The sequence below is a fragment of the Peribacillus sp. P4_D6 genome (genome assembly GCF_056401795.1).
This window is the reverse complement of record NZ_JBFUIQ010000076.1, coordinates 1-19,595: the sequence shown is the minus strand read 5'-3', so window position 1 is coordinate 19,595 and position 19,595 is coordinate 1. Positions and strand designations below refer to the sequence as shown.

Genomic DNA, 19,595 nt, shown 5'->3' with positions numbered 1-19,595 from the left:
TCCTCGGCGCAAGCGCCTGTGGGGTCTCGGCTAGCCAGTTATTCGGCAGGAGTGTCGCAAATTTCTTCCATCCAATATAGGTTTTATCAATATAAAAGTAAACCATGACGGTAAGCAAGTCTTGTTTTAAAAAGACGGTTCGACTACAGTCTTTTCATTTAAAAGGTCCAGTCGATTTCAGAAATCCGCTCCCTTTCCGCCGACCGTCTGCCAAGCCTCCTCGGCGCAAGCGCCTGTGGGGTCTCGGCTAGCCAGTTATTCGGCAGGAGTGTCGCAAATTTCTTCCATCCAATATAGGTTTTATCAATATAAAAGTAAACCATGACGGTAAGCAAGTCTTGTTTTAAAAACACGGTTTGGCTACAGTCTTTTCATTAAAAAGGTCCGTCGATTTCAGAAATCCGCTCCCTTTCCGCCGACTGTCTGCCAAGCCTCCTCGGCGCAAGCGCCTGTGGCTCTCGGCTAGCCAGTATTTCGGCTGGAGTGTCGCAATTTTCTTCCATCCAATATAGGTTTTATCAATATAAAAGTAAACCATGACGGTAAGCAAGTCTTGTTATAAAAACACGGTTTGGCTACAGTCTTTTCATTAAAAAGGTCCGTCGATTTCAGAAATCCGCTCCCTTTCCGCCGACTGTCTGCCAAGCCTCCTCGGCTAAGCGCCTGTGGCGTCTCGGCTAGCCAGTATTTCGGCTGGAGTGTCGCAATTTTCTTCCATCCAATGAGGATTACAGGTGAAAAAAACTTAAAGGATAAACTAGTTTTAAACTTGGTTCCGAATAGGAACATTTCGGTTGATTGGAACGGAAGGTACGAGGCTCCCGCCCGCCCGCGGAAAGCGAGTGCCTGTAGTGGAAATCAACTAACGTTCCCATTTTACAAAACCACAAAAAAAAGACTGCCGGCAAACAAATATTATCTAGCTTGAATTAAAAGGGTTCTATCTAAATAAAACAAAGTTGATTGGAACGGAAGGTACGAGACTCCTGCGGGAAAAGCGTGGCCAAGGGAGACCCCGCAGGCGACGCCGAGGAGGCTCCCGGACCGCCCGCGGAAAGCGAGTGCCTGKAGTGGAAATCAACGTTTCTTTTTACAAACGTTTCAGCTAGTTTTCTTCAATCCGTTGCGGATTTTATAAAACAGTAAAAAACCATGAAGGATAACTTGTTTTCTTAAAAAATTATGGTTGGTGATAAGGCCATTCCGAACCCCATTTGTCTACAAAATGGGATTCATTAGGTTCTCTTTAGTTGTTGGCAATGATCTTTTCGAATTCACTTAATTCCAAAGTGTTTTTTAATTTGGGATTGGTGTTTAAGGAAAGAAGGGCACTTTCAATAAGAAAGGTTCGCGGTTCAACGTTTTGTAATAATTCCTCTTGGATAAAGTGAATCAATTTTAAGTTTTTAACCCGTTCGGCTTCATCATCTTGGCAAAGCCTCAAGATCATCTTTTTTAGGTCATTTGCAGAGTGCAGGAGTGCTGTATGAAAATCCTGCTGGTTATGGAAGCACTCAGGCAGCCATTGCTTGATGAGATCGGGTTCCAAAAGCTGTGCATTTGACTTGCTGACATCTTCGAAAATCGATTTAATCCTATCGACACAATAACGGATAATTTCAGTAGGGTTGAACTCGGGCTCTTTAGCCAAGGCATTAAAATGAATCGTTTGATGCATCATTCCCGAGTAAAGAATGGCACAGTCCAAAATATAAGGTTTTTTATCAGCACCGAAAATATCCAGAAACCGTTTTGATAACCAATGGATATGCTGGAATTTAGCATGTGTTATGAAGTTCTTAAGTTCGTTATCATTTGAAATCATTACTTCTTCATATAAGAAAAAGATTTTGTTGTTTTTGTTTGAGTGCATTTGTAATTCTGATTGTTTGATGAATATTTCAATATCTGCAAGGTTTTGCCCAATCAGCAATTCATTCCGCTCTTTTTCGAATTTTTCTTGCGAAGTTAGGAATACTGCCTTAAGCAATTCGCTTTTAGAAGAAAAATAGTTGTAAAATGTTCCTTTTGAAATGCCGCTATAATCTAAAATATCCTGAATGGAAGTTGCTTGGTAACCCTTTTCAATAAATAATTGGTGCGCATATTTAACTACCATTTGTTTGCGCTCATTCATATATATCACCCTTACTCTTATTGGACGGTCATTTTAACGTAATAGTATCTTATTTTCTATATGAACACAAACCAGTATGTTTACAAATTTCTTAGCAAAATAAGGGGGATGGCCTTTTGTTTCAGCTGATTCAGGAAGGGCTCTGTTGAAAGATATGATTCACAAAAACAATGAAAAATTCAGTTTCTATGCATCCGGCTATTCGTCATTCTGTAAATAAAGTCTGACGAAGTGAACAAAGTCACAGGAGAACAATTCGGTTTGTTATAAGATGAATAGAAGGAAAGAGGTAAAGTAGTTCAAAGTATCTATGATTATTCGTTAACCATTCTCGATTGCTGTCCCATTGGTAGGAGAAATGATAAAATCACTCGTCATGAAGGAAAATCGCCTATAAGGGTCGTATACCACTATTAGGAATGAAATTATGTGAATAGGCTGTTCCTCCAGCGTTTATACCTTTTGTGCTATCCATATTATGGATGTGTTTGGTGTAATATCATCAACGAATGAATAATGAATTGATTATTATATTAAAATTATTATAAATAAGTATTGATTTTTTTCTGAGAAGCTTTATCATTATATACATAAATAATAATGAAAAGGTGGTTCAATTATGTCGAATAAGAAAAACCTTACTACAAGCTGGGGAGCACCAGTTGGAGACAATCAAAACTCTATCACTGCCGGCGAACGCGGCCCTGTGCTCATTCAAGATGTACACTTATTGGAAAAGCTAGCCCACTTCAACCGTGAACGTGTCCCTGAACGTGTGGTTCATGCGAAGGGTGCCGGTGCATACGGCACTTTCGAAGTAACGAACGACCTTTCTCAGTACACGAAAGCTAAACTTTTCAATGGTGTGGGCAAGAAGACAGATCTTTTTATCCGTTTCTCCACAGTTGCAGGTGAATTGGGTTCTGCAGATACAGTCCGTGATCCGCGTGGATTTGCCGTTAAATTCTACACCGAAGAAGGAAACTACGATATTGTCGGAAATAATACGCCAGTATTCTTTATTCGCGATGCGATTAAATTCCCCGACTTCATTCATACACAAAAGAGAGATCCTAAAACACATTTGAAAAATCCTACGGCTGTTTGGGATTTCTGGTCACATTCACCGGAATCTCTGCACCAAGTGACGATCCTGATGTCCGATCGGGGCATTCCTGCTACACTTCGCCATACACATGGTTTCGGTAGCCACACATTTAAATGGGTGAATGCAGAAGGAAAAGGCGTTTGGGTGAAATACCACTTCAAAACAGAACAGGGCATCAAAAACCTAGATGTGGATCTTGCTGCAAAACTAGCAGGGGAAAACCCTGATTACCATACGGAAGATCTTTTCAATGCCATTGAAAAAGGGGACTTCCCTGCCTGGAAATTATATGTTCAAATCATGCCTCTGGAAGATGCGGATACATACCGTTTCGATCCATTCGATGTGACGAAGGTATGGTCTCAAAAGGATTATCCGCTGATTGAGCTTGGCCGTATGGAATTGAACAGAAATCCTGAAAACTACTTTGCTGAAGTAGAGCAAGCCACATTCTCACCGGGAACATTCGTACCGGGAATTGAGGCTTCCCCGGACAAGATGCTTCAAGGGCGTCTCTTCGCATACGGAGATGCACACCGTTACCGTGTGGGCTCGAACCATAACCAGCTTCCGGTTAACCGTCCGAAAGTGGAAGCGAACAACTATCAGCGTGATGGCTTCATGCGTGCAGATGACAATGGCAAGGGATCTGTTTATTATGAGCCGAATAGTTTTGGCGGCCCTGCCGAATCAACGGAAAATAAAGTCACTCCTTTCGAGGTGACCGGGAAAGCTGCACAAGTTGGTCATAATAGTGATGATCACTACACTCAAGCAGGTGACTTATACCGTCTATTGAGTGCCGAAGAGAAAACGCGCCTTGTTGACACGATCGTGGGTGCAATGAAACCTGTGGAATTAGAGGAAATCAAGCTTCGTCAAATCGGTCATTTTTATAAAGCCGATCCGGAATACGGAACGCGCATAGCCGAAGGTTTAGGTTTATCAGTACCGCAGGAAGTGTAATATATGGTTCTCCCAATCTAGTAAATGCAAAAAGGCATCCATTCATGAATGGATGCCTTTTTTGTTTACGCAGGACGCCGTTTTTAAATGACATCCGACAAGTTCGTTAAGAATATATAGTTATAAATGTCTTCAGGGGAATTTTTGCAGTCAGATTAATTGGGGGCCAGTTAAGATCAACAGTAAAGGGTGGTATTAATGACCAGTAAAAAGGTTCGGGTGTTAGTGGGCAGTCCAATTTACCAAAAACCACATATTTTACAAAAGTTCCTGCTTTCACTCAAACGGTTGGATGCGGAGGGGAAGGAACTTGCCTATTTCTTCATTGACGACAATGAAGATGAGCGATCAAGCCAGATGCTCGAAGATTTCAGTCAGGAGCAGAACAATGTCAAATTACTGGCATCCAATCAAAGCGATGTTTATGTTTGTAATGGCACTACCCATTACTGGAATGAAAATTTGGTATGGAAGGTCGCGGATTTCAAAAATATGATAATCGAACATGCGATTAAAGAACAATATGATTATTTATTTCTAATCGATTCAGACCTCCTGCTATATCCTCAGACCATCAGCCAGCTTATTTCTGCAAATAAGGATATCACCTCTAATATCTTCTGGACAAAATGGCAGCCTGATGCCGAAGAGCGGCCTCAAGTATGGTTATATGATGAATATACCCAATGGGAGATATCACGCGGTCAGGCGTTGATGGACTCGGAGATTAACACACGTTATCAATCGTTCATTCGTAAGATGCGAACACCTGGTGTTCATAAAGTTGGGGGACTGGGTGCCTGTACACTCATCAGCCAAAAAGCTTTGAAAGCTGGGGTGAATTTTAATAGAATCGAGAATCTGTCATTTTGGGGTGAAGACCGGCATTTTTGCATCCGTGCAGCAGCTTTAGGGATTTCGATGTATGTTGATACCCACTTACCCGCTTATCATATATACAGGGATTCGGATTTGGAAGGTGCGATGGAATTCCTTGATCGAACGGATATGGGGGAAGGTTCAAAGGTAGCATCACATCCTAAATTAACGCTGAGCATGGTCATGAAAAATGAAAGCGAGCGCTATCTAAGGAAGGTTTTAGAGGAAATTCGTGATTATATTGATGAAGCCGTGATTATTGATGACGGCAGCACGGACAATTCCGCAGAGGTTTGTTTAGAGGTATTGAAAGGGATACCGGTGCGTATCATCAGGAATGACATCTCCAAGTTCTCCAATGAAATTGAACTTCGTAAAATGCAATGGACAGAGACAGTGAAGTCAAATCCCGACTGGATTTTAAATCTTGACGCCGATGAAGTGTTTGAAAATAGGTTCAAAGAGGAAGTCAGGCAGCTGATAAGCGATCAAGAAGTGGATGTATATTGCTTCCGGTTATATGACTTTTGGAATGAAACCCATTACAGGGAGGATGAACACTGGTGCGCTCACCAGTATCACCGGCCGTTCCTGGTCAGATATCGGGAGGGGTTTGAATGCAAATGGAACGATAGGCCGCAGCATTGCGGTAGATTTGCCGAAAATGTCTTTGAATTGCCTCACAAGTTATCCGACATACGATTGAAGCATCTGGGCTGGGTCAAAAAAGAAGATCGGATGGCGAAATTCAAAAGATATCGGGAATTAGACCCTGATGGTACGTATGGAAGTACTGAGCAATATCAAAGCATTCTGGATGAAAACCCCAATTTGATTCGTTTTGAGGAGTGACTTTTGCTTTGGCAATAATTGAATCGAATCTGCATACATTTGGGTAAGAGGAGGTGCAGTATGGACGTTTTTGTGCGGCAAAATGATTCCTTGTGGTATTATAGCCAATTATTCAAGGTGAATTACCAACTTATCATTGATTCCAATAGTGGGATTGATCCACTTGCACTTATGATTGGCCAACAAATCAAAATACCTGGCTTTACGACGACCGGCTATACCATAAAGCAAGGTGATTCGTTATGGGCAATTGCCAGGTCACGCCATTTTTCATTGGATGCCCTATTTTTAGTTAATCCCAATCTCAACCCGAATGCCTTGCAAGTCGGTCAGACAATTTCTGTGCCATTAAGGATTACGTGGAGGCTCATTCAAGGTAATCGGGAATATGCTTATGAGACGATGATGACCGATGTTAGACGTTTGAAAACAATCTATCCATTTATAAAAACCTCCCCCATCGGGGACTCCGTGCTTGAAAGGGATATCCCCGAAGTTCTGATTGGAAATGGCAACAAACGAGTTCACTATAATGGTTCCTTTCATGCGAATGAGTGGATAACGACGCCTGTGATCATGACCTTTTTAAATGATTATTTACTTGCAATCACGAATCAGGCTGACATCCGCGGTCTAGATATGTTTCCCTTTTATCAACAGACGATGCTGTCGATCGTCCCAATGGTGAATCCGGACGGAGTGGAGTTGGTTTTGAAAGGACCGCCTGCAGATGAGTCTTTGAGAGGACGGCTCATCGAATGGAATAATGGCAGCGAAGACTTCTCTGGCTGGAAAGCCAATATTAACGGGGTGGATCTAAATGATCAATTTCCCGCCAAATGGGAACTGGAACAAGCCCGCAATAATGTAACGGAGCCAGGTCCGGCAAATTATCCAGGGGAAGGGCCGCTTACACAGCCAGAGGCCATTGCAATGTCAGAGTTGACAAAAAAACGTGATTTTGGCAAAGTCCTTGCTTTCCACACCCAAGGAGAGGTCATTTATTGGGGGTTTGAAGGTTTGGAACCACCCGAGTCGGAAACGATAGTCAATGAGTTTGCGAGGGTCAGTGGATATGAGCCTGTCAAATCCGCCGGTAGTTACGCAGGGTATAAGGATTGGTACATTCAGGATTGGCGCAGGCCCGGGTTTACCGTGGAGCTGGGCAAAGGAACGAATCCCCTTCCCATATCACAGTTCGATGAGATTTATCAGAAGTCGCTTGGGATTTTCTTGGCAGGGTTATATATGTGAAATTTGACCAAATGAAAAAGCTCAACTCCGTTTCCATGGGGTAGAGCTTTTTAGTCTTATAAACTATTAGACTTGAAACGATGAGGGCTGCTGCAAAAAATAAGTAAAGTTATGCTTTACTTATCGATTGCATGAATAAATTGCTTTTTAGCTTGAAATGAACGGACATTTTCCATGCCTCGGTTATATTGCAGCCCCTACCAAAAGGAAATCTAATAGTTTTACGGTAAAGAAGTTAACCTTCCTTAGCGCTAGTATTGGCCCCACCTACGCCATATACTGTGACGGCCACGCATGCCATCCAACCTAATTTCATTATAATAGAAAGCGCTTACATTTTCAAAAATAATCGTATTGCAAATTTCGACATTCGTAAAAGTGTCCCTTACCAGTAGGTGGAGAATGGGCATATTACTGATAAGGGCCCTATAAGATTCAGGTTAATCTGCAATGAATTCCTGTAGCTTTTGCCTTAGGCCACCATTGCCGAATTTAATGAACTTTGTCTTTCCGGCCTCCTGTTCCGAGGTAGAAGCGAAATCCAAAAAGGCTAAAAGGTTGATCCGGCGGTGAAGAATATGGACAATGCCGTATTCATAGAACCAATGATCGATCGTGTTGTAAACCCCTTTATTCAGTCGATATTTCTGCTGGCACCAGTGGAAAAATAGTCTGTCAGGAAGATTAAGGTACTCCATATCTTCTAAGCCCCCATTTTTCTTCTCATTCATGACAGGGGAAATGGTCCTTAGCAATTCCTTTTGCATAGTAAACTCCTCCCTCATTGTAAAAACGAAAAAACCCCCTATTCCTGTTGAATAGAGAGCCTCCAGTAGACTAGTCAGCTTATATATATTCCTTATATAAAAGCAGTATAAAGTGTATTAATCCTATTTGTCAAGTTGGTATTTGATAACGGGAAATAAATCTATTCATTTCCTGTTTTCAGTGTGATTTTAAATGAAAATACGAATAAATATTTATGTTTATTCGTTTATAGTTCGTATATAATGTTTTTGAGGAATTAAGGAGGAGAGACTGAATGTATAAATCGAAAAAGATTTTATTATTGGGCTCAGGTGAATTGGGGAAAGAGGTCATACTTGAAGCTCAGCGACTTGGTGTGGAGACCGTTGCTGTAGACCGCTATGAACATGCCCCTGCCATGCAAGTCGCTCATCGCAGTTATGTGATCGATATGCTGGATGCGGAACAACTAAGGGGAGTTGTAGAGAAAGAACAACCCGATTTGATTGTACCGGAAATAGAAGCCATCGCCACATCCGAATTAGTCAAGTTGGAAGAGGAAGGCTTTCAAGTCATTCCGACAGCAAGAGCCGCTAAATTGACGATGGATCGTGAAGGGATCAGGAGGCTGGCTTCTGAAACTCTGGAGATTCCGACAGCAGCCTACAAATTCGCAAACACTTATGAAGAATTTGTCCAAGCTGCCAAGGAAGTTGGGTTTCCCAATGTCGTCAAACCGCTGATGAGTTCTTCAGGTAAAGGGCAAAGTGTGTGCCGCACGGAAGGTGACCTGGAGGATTGCTGGAAAATCGCGATGGAAGGCGGCCGGGTTCAAAATGGACGGGTGATCATTGAAGAATTTATCCGTTTTGATTCGGAAATCACGCTGCTTACTGTCCGGGCAGTAAATGGTACCATGTTTTGTGCTCCAATCGGTCACATTCAGCAGGGCGGGGATTATATTGAATCCTGGCAGCCGCATAATATGACAGAAGCACAAATAATGGAAGCGAAAAGAATTGCCCATGCCATTACGGATGAACTTGGCGGGTACGGATTATTCGGGGTAGAGCTGTTCCTCTCAGGGGATAAAGTTTATTTCAGTGAAGTTTCCCCACGTCCGCACGATACGGGGCTAGTGACATTGGTGACTCAGAATTTGTCCGAGTTTGCCCTTCATATTCGGGCGATTCTAGAATTCCCCATCCCGGAAATCAAGCTGATCAGTCCAGGTGCCAGCCGTCCATTAAAAGCGCAAGATGAGTTATCGGAATATTCAATAGTCGGTGTTGAACAGGCTTTGGCTTTACCTAATACACAAGTGCGTCTTTTCGGAAAACCTGTTACAAAGGCAGGTAGAAGGGTTGCGGTCGCCCTGTCGTCTGCCGATTCCATCGAGGTGGCGAGAGTGAATGCGGCCCGTGCTTTGGAATGTTTAGTTATAGAGAAAGAATAGTGAAAAAAGCGCTCTTTGAATGGAGCGCTTCAGCTTGTCGACAAGAGGAAGAGGGAGCAGATTTCTTAAATCAAATGGAACATGATCTTCACTCCAGGTACTCGCTTTCCGCGGGCGGTCCGGAAGCCTCCTCGGCGCCATTTGCGCCTGTGGGGCCTCCCTTGGACACGTTTTTCCCGCAGGAGTCCCGAACACCCGCTCCAATCAACTGGAATGGTTTTTAAAGTAAAACGTAGGCTGGTCTCATCCCGAACGGTTTAAGAATAGTTTTTACTTCATGATTTTCCTGCCGAATAACTGGCTAGCCGAGACTCAGCTAGATGCTTGCGGCAGGAGGTTTGACAGTCAGTCGGCGAAAATGCAGATTTTCAAAAAAATGTAACGTTTCTCAAAGATGACTTTGTCTGCTGTCTTACTCTAAAGCATCCTTATTCGGATGCTTTATTTTTTTGGCTCTTTTCGTAAGGATTGTTGTTTTTAAAACGAAACTATTTAAGGTGGGATTGGAGCGGAAGTGCGAGACTCCTGCGGGAGCAGCGGGACAGGTGAGACCCCACAGGCGTTTWCGCCGAGGAGGCTCACCGCCCGCGGAAAGCGAGCATCTGGAGGGGAAATCAACCACAACTCACTACCTGGTAAATAGCAACAAAGTATGTGAAAACAGCCATTTTTTTTCTCCATTAATAGCACATTAAACTCCTAACAATCATCCGATTTGAAGATGTTCAATGGCCTGTAAATATACCCTAGCTACTGATGACTTCCCTGAATAACCAATTCCACATGCTGTCTTTACTTTGTCTTAACAATTATCCTGTCACTTTTTTACATAGCCTTGACATTGAGTTCATTTTCTTCACCTATAGTTAAATTAAATAGAAAACATTAACGGGAGGTCATTCATTTGAATCGCACTACTTGGAGTAAAAAGGTTTTACCCATCACGCTCGTTTCTGCATTGGCATTTGGAAGTTTATCATGGTCCGGTGCGGATCGTGTTTCGGCAAAGGGGAACCCAAATAAAGAACCGGAAATCAAGAACGTTATTTTCCTTATCGGTGACGGCATGGGTGTTTCCTATACCTCCGCTTTCCGGTATTTAAAAGATAATCCTGGTACGAAGGTGGCAGAACGGACAGAGTTTGATAAATACTTGGTTGGCCAGCAGATGACTTACCCAGAAGACTCTGCACAAAATATAACGGATTCAGCTTCAGCCGCTACGGCCATGTCTGCAGGAGTGAAGACTTATAACGCTGCCATTGCAGTGGATAATGATAAATCCGAAGTCAAAACCGTATTGGAAGCAGCAAAGGAAAAAGGAAAAGCGACGGGATTGGTTGCCACTTCGGAAATCACTCATGCTACGCCTGCATCTTTTGGCGCCCATGATGAAAATCGGAAAAACATGAATTCAATCGCAGACGATTATTATAACGAATTAATCAAAGGCAAACATAAAATTGATGTCTTATTGGGCGGAGGGAAGTCCAATTTTGTCCGGCCTGATGTCAATTTGGCGAAAGCCTTCGAAAAAGACGGTTACAGTTATGTGACGGATAAAAATCAAATGCTAAAGGACAAAAATGAGCAGGTTCTTGGTTTATTCGCCTCTGAAGGACTTCCGAAAATGATTGACCGCCCAAGTGAAACGCCTTCTTTGGCAGACATGACAAGTTCGGCGATCCAGCGCTTGAATAAAGATAAAGATGGATTCTTCCTTATGGTCGAGGGAAGCCAGGTCGATTGGGCAGGACATGATAATGATATCGTAGGTGCAATGAGTGAAATGGAAGACTTTGAAAAAGCATACAAAGCGGCCATGGAATTTGCGAAGAAAGACAAACATACTTTAGTGGTGGCTACGGCGGATCACTCTACAGGAGGATTCTCGATCGGAGCAAAAGGAATATATAACTGGTACGGTGAGCCAATCAAGGCAGCCAAACGCACTCCTGACTTCATGGCGGATGCCATCGTCAAAGGCGCTGATGTCGAAAAGACGCTAAAGCAATATATTAACCAAAATGTAGTGAAGTTAACTGACGGTGAAATCAAAACGGTAACTGAAGCTGCCAAATCAAAAAATGTGACGAATGTCGATAATGCCATCGAAGCCATATTCGATAACCGGACCAATACTGCCTGGACTACTGGGGGACATACGGGTGAAGATGTTCCAGTCTACGCATACGGGCCATATAAAGAACGTTTTGCCGGGCAGGTCGATAACACCGATCAAGCCAAAATCATTTTTGAGCTATTAAAGAAATAATGACTTCAGGGAGGGATTCAATGAACAGACTGATGATCGGTGCCCTGTTATTAACGGCATTTGGTGCTCTTAATACCCAACCAGCTTACGAAGAAGAAACGACAGCTAAAGAAAAAACAGAGGAAATTGCACGACCACTGGAAAAAAAGGATGTCTATGTTCCGAATCCGCAGCTTCCTGATGATAGAAACTTGAACCAGATCGGACAGAACGTTTCCGATGCCAAAGGTGAATTAACCTTGAAGGCCTATAAAAAAGTGAATGAAACGTTGAATGTTGGCCCGATCGAGGTTAACATCAAAGAAATGAAAGTGATGCATGCCACTCCGGATTACAGCATGATCGATTTCTTCCACGGCTATACGCATGATGAAGATTTCGATATCGTAAAAGTGAACGTGGAAATCAAAAACAATTCGGATAAAAAAATTAAGTTTTCGCCAGTTGCTTTCCTTGAAACGGACAGAGGAGAACATCTGACATGGGAAGATGAGATCTATTTGGAAGAACTTACTGGTGAAATAGAAGGAAACGGTTCAAAAAGCGGAAACATTGGTTTCATTCTAAATGATGGAAACATAAAAGGCATATCCGTCATGTCAAGTGATGCGGTGAATGACGAAGGGAAAGTCCTTGCAAAAGGCAAGTCAGCTGAATTCGCTTTTTAAAGAATATGTATAAATGGCTTGGAAAAATAAAATACTAGAACAAGTGATGGGGATTACTATCACTGAACGGAATATCCAAATCCTAATGATGAGGTGACACAGAATGAGCTATAAAGATCAATTAGATCCACATTCTCAAAAGTTTCACCATAATTGGACAAGACCTAAGCGTTCAAAATCTCAAGTTAATGGCCACACGCAAGAATCACAAACAAACATTATACTAAGAAGCAATGCAAAGGCTCACAGGTGGTAACGGATATTTCCGACAAAGAAGGAGGCTCCCAGCGAGTCTTCTTCTTTATATTTAGAATCATCTTAATCCAAGCAAGGCATTCATGGCTTTTCACTCATAATTATGATACCATTTACCTTTGAGATTGAAGTGATGAGCTTGGCGTGAAACTGGAGTCGATTGAAAGTTTCACCTTATACAAATAGAGGACGTGAATTGTAATGATTAAAATTGAAATCCCTGCAGCGGATATAAGCATCAAACAAAGAAAGCAAGTTATAGAAGGAGACGAAGCTGTCATTCCTGAAATTTACGGGTTTATCGATTTTCATTTGATTCCCCGTGATAAAGGCGGAATCATCTTGTTTTACAATGAGAATGATGAACTGATTTTTGTCGGTAAAGCCCGTAAATTAAGACCAAGGGTCAAGAAGCATTTCGAGGATAATGTTTCTCCGATTAAAGAGCACCGTAATGAAGTCAAGAAAATTGACATTCTTTTAGTCGAAGACGCTATGGAACGTGAAATCTATGAAACGTACATGATCAACAAGCTTCATGCTAAATACAACGTCGATAAAGTGTTTTATAAATAAGAAACACCTATGAAAAGCTGACTGCATATGCACTCAGCTTTTTTTGTGTTTAGGGATATGTACAGAAATAATTTCGTACATTTACAGCAGCTACATGTTAGGTTAACAATGTTGGTATATATTTAGAGTATTCCAATACATTCTCAGGAGGAAGCTATTGAAGAAAATACTTTGTAAAAAGGTGTTGGTTATCTCGATCGGGACAGTGATTGCCTTTGGGAATTTAACGTGGTCCATATCACAAGCTTCTAAGCTGGCGAAACAGAGAGAGATTGAAACTTTTGAACAAAAGACAGTAACATCTTCAGGGTGGGAAATGGCGGAATAAGCACAATGGCCAATAATTTTTTTCTCGATTTGCAACAAAGAAAAAGAAAAATGTATTGGATAATGAAACGTTGTTAATGATCAGCTGTTTGTAAATATAGAGGTACATTAAAATGATTAAACTGCAATGGAGGTTCCTTACACATGATGTAATGTGTGATTGGGCTTCCATTTAATTTTATTGTTTAATGTCAGACCCTTTCATTTATCCGTGGTGTGTCGGAGCAAGCGTGATTACATGGGTTCATGAGAAGTATTCGGAGGCAATTTTAAAAAAACTTGCAAATAGTAATGATTACGTTTTATTATTAGAGAGTGTTTTTATATGGAGATTGCTTTGGTGTTTAAATCGTAATGATTTTGATTTACTTGAAGCAAAGAAATTAGGTAAAGGAGTGGTAAGGGGTGGAGATGAAGAAAATTCCGGTTACGGTATTGAGTGGATACCTTGGTGCAGGAAAGACGACGCTTTTGAATCATATTCTTGAGAATCGGGATGATCTGAAGGTTGCCGTCATCGTTAATGATATGAGTGAAATCAATATTGATGCTTCGCTGGTCAAACAAGGAGGGTTTACCCGGACGGATGAAAAACTGGTGGAAATGCAGAATGGCTGCATTTGCTGTACGCTTCGTGAGGATTTGATGATTGAAGTGGAGAGATTGGCGAAACAAGGGGACATTGATTACATCGTGATTGAATCGACTGGGATAAGCGAACCGGTCCCTGTAGCCCAAACCTTCTGTTATGTTGATGAAAGCATGGGAATTGATTTATCGAAATCTTGCCGGCTTGATACGATGGTTACCGTTGTTGATGGGTATAATTTCTGGCAAGAYTTCACTTCCGGAGAAACGCTTATTGACAGGATGCAGGCAACTGATGCTGCGGATGGCAGGGAAGTGGTCGATCTATTAATAGATCAGATAGAGTTCGCCAATGTCATCCTGTTAAATAAGATCGATCTGATGGATGCTGATGCCGTTGCGGAATTGAAGGCGGTTCTTCATAAAATGAATGCCGATGCGAGAATTATCGAAACAAACCATTCCAAGGTGCCGCTTAAGGATGTATTGAATACACATTTATTTGATTTTGAAGAGGCAAGCCAAGGAGCCGGCTGGATAAAGGAATTGAATGAAGAGCATATCCCGGAGACCTTGGAGTATGGGATTTCTTCCTTCGTTTACAGGAGGGGAATACCCTTTCATCCCGAACGGCTGATGGAGTGGTTGGAAAACTGGCCCGTACAAGTGGTGAGGTCGAAGGGATTCCTTTGGCTGGCATCGAGAAATGATACGGCAGGCTTGCTTTCGCAGGCAGGACCGTCATTGACTTTACAAGCAGCCGGTAAATGGATTGCAGCTTACCCTGAGGAAGAACAGCGCCAAATTTTAAAGGAAGCACCTGGATTATTGGAACGGTGGAATGCAGTATACGGTGACAGGATGACCGAGCTTGTGATGATTGGCATTCAAATGAATCAACAGGAAATCGAAAATGAATTAGATCAATGCTTATTGACGGAAATGGAGATGCAGCAGGATTGGTCTCTTTATGAAGATCGATTGCCTGCATTTACGGAAATCGTTCATTAAAAAACTTTAGGAGGAAATAGAAATGAGAGTAAACATTACGTTAGCATGCACAGAATCAGGGGACCGAAATTATATTACGACGAAAAACAAGCGGAATAATCCGGACAGGATCGAATTGAAAAAGTACTGCCCGCGATTGAAGAAACACACGCTTCACCGTGAAACGAAGTAATTTTAAGGTTTAAATCGTAATGATTATGTTTTATCGAAGAGAATGGATGTAAAAGGAGGGAGGATTGGCTGACGCCAGTCATCCGGTCGCATGATTTACGCTGCGCGGAATGTGGTTATCCAATTGTATCGCAGTCGTTGCAATGGGGGCTTGGTTTATATGTCACGGGTGCATTGGCTGAACTTGAAATGCTCCCGATATCCAGGAACATATCGGGAGCAAGACAGGCAGCGGAACGAATTGTAAATAGTTATAGATTTTTCATACAAGATCTTAAAAAAGGAGAATATAAATGGCGAAAAAATYCAAGGTTATAAAAGCGCAAAAACAGGTGGCAATGGTCGAAAAGTATGCAGAACTTAGAAAGGAATTGAAGGAGAAAGGGGATTATGCCGCATTGGCCAAACTCCCTCGTGATTCCTCGCCGACAAGGGTTCACAATCGTTGTGGAGTAACGGGGAGGCCCCGTGGATATATGCGCAAATTCAACATGTCACGTATCGTTTTTAGGGAACTTGCTCATAAAGGGCAACTGCCGGGTGTCAAAAAGTCAAGCTGGTGAGCGGGTAGTTCTAAATCATTCATAAGAAAAGGGCACTTGTTAAAAGGGCCCCTCAGTTTGGCGACAAAAAGGGGATGGAGTCCGAAATAAAGGGCAGTGTAGTGCTTGTTTATACGGACGAAACCTCATAAGATTGAAGAAAATTGCGACACTCCTGCCGAAAAACTGGCTAGCCGAGACCCCACAGGCGCTTGCGCCGAGGAGGCATGGAAGGCAGTCGGCGGAAAGGGAGCGGAAATGTTTTCTAGAAAAAAACTGAAGGCTGATCGCACACCGAATTATGTTTAGGACTAGTTTATCCTTTAAGTTTTTCACCTGTAATCCTCATWRGATKGAAGAAAATTGCGACACTCCTGCCGAAWAACTGGCTAGCCGAGACCCCACAGCCGCTTGCGGTGAGGAGGCTTGGCAGACAGTCGGCGGAAAGGGAGCGGATTTCTGAAATCARCTRGAATGTTTTCTAGAAAAAACTGAAGGCTGGTCTCATCCCAACTTATATTTAAGWCTAGTTTATCCTTTAAGTTTTTCACCTGTAATCCTCAWWRGATKGAAGAAAATTGCGACACTCCWGCCGGAATAACTTKCTAGCCGAGACACCACAGACGCTTGCGTCGAGAAGGCTTGGCAGACAGTCGGCGGAAAGGGAGCGGATTTCTGAAATCGAATATAATTTTCACCATAAAAAAGTAGACAAACTCGCTTTTCTTCGAATTTGTCTTCAGTCTGAAAGGGGGATGAACTCCCCCTTTTTTTATGTTTTGAAACAAGTAGAACTTTTAAAGGTTATTCGCTTTAAAAGTATTGCCTTCATTCATATCACCGGATTTAAATCCTTTATTGAACCACCGTTTTCTCTGTTCGGATGTACCGTGCGTGAAGCTGTCTGGAACCACGTACCCCTGTGCCTTTTTTTGGATACGGTCATCTCCCACACCACTTGCTGCATTCAAGGCTTCCTCAAGATCGCCTTCTTCAAGCAAATTCTCTCCTTGGACATGATGTGCCCACACCCCAGCCAAATAATCGGCCTGTAATTCAAGACGGACAGAATACCTATTATATTCAGTCTCGCTGACCTTTGACCGATCGGGCATTTCCTTTTCCGTTGTCCCTAAAAGTGTCTGAACATGATGTCCGACCTCGTGGGCAATGACATAGGCCATAGCGAAATCCCCGGGTGCCTGGAATTCTTGCTTCAACTCTTGATAAAAGCTGAGATCAATATATAGTTTCATGTCACCAGGACAATAAAATGGCCCTACCGAAGAAGCTGCCATCCCGCATGCCGATTCGACACTGCCTGAATACATGACAAGGGTAGGTTCCCTATATTCCAGTCCATTTTTACGGAACTCTTTTGTCCAGACCTGTTCCGTTTCTGCAAGGACGACAGATACGAACTGCGCAAGCTCCTTCTCTTCATCCGTTTCGACATAAGAGCTGCCATTGTTCGGTTCAGTAGAATTCAAGCTGCCCAGCAAATCACTTGGATTACCGCCAAGGAGAGTCACGATCAAGACAATTACCAATCCGACCCCTCCGCCGATTCCTGCCATGCTTTTTCCGGTCATCCCTCTTTTGTCCTCGACATTCGAGCTGCCCTGTCTACCTTTCCATTTCATTATTATTCCCCCCAGGAATGTAAGATAAGTACCTGAAGACAAAGCCTTAGGCCATTTACTTTCTTATACCCGTATTTCCCTAAGTTTAGACAGAAGCTTGATTGAAGCATTTCAGAACATAACTAAAAAACCATTGCCTCCTGAATGCAATGGAATCTCCTTTTTTAAGATGTCATATCATTTATTTCTTCTCTAAAAAAGTAGCTTCCATGTCCCTAAATCATTGAACCAATCATAAAAGTCATTTTTCACGCATAAGTTTTCATGATAAAAATAATAGCATTTCACCCACTGCTTCATAGAATATATGGACATATGCACAGGAGGGGTTAACAGCGTGAAAATTCATATAGTCCAAAAAGGCGATACACTTTGGAAACTCGCCAAAAAATACGGCGTCAGTTTTGAAGAACTTAAAAAAGTTAACGCGCAATTGAGCAACCCGGACATGATGATGCCCGGTATGAAAATTAAAATTCCAGGGACATCCGGAGCTGTAATAAAAGAAACGGGTAAACCAAACGTGAATATTCAGCCGGGAATGAAAGAATCCCAAATTCAACCGTATCAGGCTCAGCCAGCACCTATGAAAGAGCAGCAAATCATGCAAAAACCGGCTGTAAAAGAACAGCCGAAATTTCAACAGCCCGTAAAAGAGCAGCCAAAATTTCAACAACCGGTAAAAGAACAGCCGAAATTTCAACAACCGGTAAAAGAACAGCCGAAATTTCAACAACCGGTGAAAGAACAGCCAAAATTTCAACAGCCCGTAAAAGAGCAACCGAAATTTCAACAGCCTGTTAAAGAGCAACCAATCGTTCAAAAACCAAAAAAAGAGCAGCAAATCATTCAGCCAAAGCCTATCATTAAAGAAAAGCAAAAAGTCGTTCCAAAAGAAATGCCGGTGCCTATGCCGGTAATTCCGGAGATCGATGTCAATAATTATTATATGGTCAACATGACTAATATGAGTGTGCAAAAGCCTCCTGCACCACCGCCTTTACCAAAGAAAAAAGAAGAGCCTGCAGTCACTAAAAAGAAGAAGAAAAAGCCAGCTGTACAGTCAGCTCAGGATGAGTCGGTGGATGATTGTATTCCAGTAACGCCAATCTTGCCTGGAAGCGGCTATTGCATTCAACCGCCACCGTGGGCGCATATGCACATGCAAGGCATGCAAGCCCCATACCAAGGCGTTCAAGGGTATCAGGCGGCTCCGGAAATGCATGGTTATCAAATGATGGAAGAGAGCTCTGATATTTGGGGAGAATCTCCTGACATGGAAATGATGGATCATGGATTTGTCCAAGGGGCGAGCATGAATGCACCAAGCCAGCAATATTATCCATATCAAGCCTCCGCACCGGTTCCGCACCATTATTATGGAGGGATGAATCAACAACCTCAAGCAGGTTCATATATGCAACAAGATTATGAGTCACCAGGCGAATCACCTTCCTACAATCAAAACTTCCCTCAGTTTTCACAGACTGCCGGTGAGGAAGAGGAAGATTGCGGCTGTAATAAGGGGCTACTTGGAACTTATGGCCCGGAAGTGAAGGGACAGTATCAAGGGAACCAAGGGATGGATGCCAATGCACATCACCATCCGGATTATCACCAATATCAACCCGTTCAATCACAGCAACAGGCCCCATACCCAGGGATGTCACCTAACGAGTCTCAGATGGGAATGGATATGCAATATCAATTTGATGATGAGTCAGTAGAATCGGAAGGATTCATGATGATGGGCGGCCAAAACGGAGGCCAGCCATCAGGCATGATGATGGGCGGCCAAAACGGAGGTCAGCCAGGCATGATGATGGGCGGCCAAAACGGAGGCCAGCCGGGCATGTTGATGGGCGGCCAAAACGGAGGTCAGCCAGGCATGATGATGGGCGGCCAAAACGGAGGTCAGCCAGGCATGTTGATGGGCGGTCAAAACGGAGGCCAGCCGGACATGTTGATGGGCGACCAAAACGGAGGCCAGCCGGACATGATGATGGGCGGCCAAAACGGAGTTCAGCCAGGCATGATGATGGGCGGCCAAAACGGAGGYCAGCCAGGCATGATGATGGGCGGCCAAAACGGAGGTCAGCCACCAGGYATGATGATGGGCAGCCAAAACGGAGGGCAGCCC

15 protein-coding genes and 2 pseudogenes are annotated in these 19,595 nt (G+C 42.9%); 14 read left to right on the top strand and 3 right to left on the bottom strand.

Annotated features, from left to right (window positions below):
- Positions 1 to 1,246: 1,246 nt before the first annotated feature.
- Entirely contained in the window at positions 1,247 to 2,137 is an 891-nt protein-coding gene (locus tag AC1DVB_RS18660; RefSeq protein WP_057278002.1) for a TetR/AcrR family transcriptional regulator, read from the bottom strand.
- Positions 2,138 to 2,756: 619 nt separating this feature from the next.
- Here AC1DVB_RS18660 and katA point away from each other — a divergent pair.
- From katA to AC1DVB_RS18645, 3 genes are all read left to right on the top strand, one after another.
- Positions 2,757 to 4,211: a catalase KatA gene (katA, locus tag AC1DVB_RS18655; RefSeq protein WP_034310374.1), complete on the top strand. Its 1,455-nt coding sequence runs from the start codon at positions 2,757 to 2,759 to the stop codon at positions 4,209 to 4,211.
- A gap of 198 nt (positions 4,212 to 4,409) precedes the next feature.
- Positions 4,410 to 5,942, top strand: coding sequence for a glycosyltransferase (locus AC1DVB_RS18650; protein WP_477590405.1), 1,533 nt, complete (start codon positions 4,410 to 4,412; stop codon positions 5,940 to 5,942).
- A 60-nt stretch (positions 5,943 to 6,002) separates the two neighbouring features.
- Positions 6,003 to 7,196, top strand: a complete 1,194-nt coding sequence (locus AC1DVB_RS18645) for a M14 family metallopeptidase (protein ID WP_477590403.1) — start codon at positions 6,003 to 6,005, stop codon at positions 7,194 to 7,196.
- A gap of 440 nt (positions 7,197 to 7,636) precedes the next feature.
- Here the strand turns inward: AC1DVB_RS18645 and AC1DVB_RS18640 are convergent, their stop codons facing one another.
- Entirely contained in the window at positions 7,637 to 7,963 is a 327-nt protein-coding gene (locus AC1DVB_RS18640) for a hypothetical protein (protein ID WP_222620010.1), read from the bottom strand.
- A gap of 275 nt (positions 7,964 to 8,238) precedes the next feature.
- Here AC1DVB_RS18640 and purT point away from each other — a divergent pair, with 275 nt between their 5' ends.
- The 10 genes and pseudogenes from purT (at position 8,239) to rpsN (ending at position 15,833) form a co-directional block, all read left to right on the top strand.
- On the top strand, positions 8,239 to 9,399 hold the full coding sequence (gene purT / locus AC1DVB_RS18635) for a phosphoribosylglycinamide formyltransferase 2 (RefSeq protein WP_477590400.1): 1,161 nt from the start codon (positions 8,239 to 8,241) through the stop codon (positions 9,397 to 9,399).
- Positions 9,400 to 10,303: 904 nt separating this feature from the next.
- Positions 10,304 to 11,674 (top strand): alkaline phosphatase, encoded by a 1,371-nt coding sequence (locus AC1DVB_RS18630; RefSeq protein WP_477590398.1) that lies wholly within the window; start codon positions 10,304 to 10,306, stop codon positions 11,672 to 11,674.
- A 20-nt stretch (positions 11,675 to 11,694) separates the two neighbouring features.
- Positions 11,695 to 12,342: a DUF4352 domain-containing protein gene (locus AC1DVB_RS18625; protein WP_400450255.1), complete on the top strand. Its 648-nt coding sequence runs from the start codon at positions 11,695 to 11,697 to the stop codon at positions 12,340 to 12,342.
- Positions 12,343 to 12,445: 103 nt separating this feature from the next.
- Positions 12,446 to 12,598 (top strand): YpzG family protein, encoded by a 153-nt coding sequence (locus AC1DVB_RS18620; RefSeq protein ID WP_072272311.1) that lies wholly within the window; start codon positions 12,446 to 12,448, stop codon positions 12,596 to 12,598.
- A gap of 194 nt (positions 12,599 to 12,792) precedes the next feature.
- Complete coding sequence (locus AC1DVB_RS18615; protein ID WP_170946990.1) at positions 12,793 to 13,173, top strand: nucleotide excision repair endonuclease; 381 nt, start codon at positions 12,793 to 12,795, stop codon at positions 13,171 to 13,173.
- 157 nt (positions 13,174 to 13,330) lie between these two features.
- Positions 13,331 to 13,501 (top strand): hypothetical protein, encoded by a 171-nt coding sequence (locus tag AC1DVB_RS18610; RefSeq protein ID WP_400450258.1) that lies wholly within the window; start codon positions 13,331 to 13,333, stop codon positions 13,499 to 13,501.
- Between the two features lie 410 nt (positions 13,502 to 13,911).
- Entirely contained in the window at positions 13,912 to 15,099 is a 1,188-nt protein-coding gene (locus AC1DVB_RS18605) for a GTP-binding protein (RefSeq protein ID WP_477590408.1), read from the top strand.
- 22 nt (positions 15,100 to 15,121) lie between these two features.
- Complete coding sequence (gene rpmG / locus AC1DVB_RS18600; protein WP_034310390.1) at positions 15,122 to 15,271, top strand: 50S ribosomal protein L33; 150 nt, start codon at positions 15,122 to 15,124, stop codon at positions 15,269 to 15,271.
- 62 nt (positions 15,272 to 15,333) lie between these two features.
- Positions 15,334 to 15,588, top strand: a pseudogene (locus AC1DVB_RS18595) (hypothetical protein); the annotation flags it as partial.
- Entirely contained in the window at positions 15,564 to 15,833 is a 270-nt protein-coding gene (gene rpsN / locus AC1DVB_RS18590) for a 30S ribosomal protein S14 (protein WP_477590395.1), read from the top strand. The pseudogene AC1DVB_RS18595 and the gene rpsN, both read left to right, overlap by 25 nt.
- Before the next feature lie 776 nt (positions 15,834 to 16,609).
- Here the strand turns inward: rpsN and ypfJ are convergent.
- On the bottom strand, positions 16,610 to 17,455 hold the full coding sequence (ypfJ, locus tag AC1DVB_RS18585; RefSeq protein WP_262869552.1) for a KPN_02809 family neutral zinc metallopeptidase: 846 nt from the start codon (positions 17,453 to 17,455) through the stop codon (positions 16,610 to 16,612).
- A 337-nt stretch (positions 17,456 to 17,792) separates the two neighbouring features.
- Here ypfJ and safA point away from each other — a divergent pair.
- Positions 17,793 to 17,937, top strand: a pseudogene (gene safA, locus AC1DVB_RS18580) (SafA/ExsA family spore coat assembly protein); the annotation flags it as partial.
- Positions 17,938 to 19,595: the final 1,658 nt, after the last annotated feature.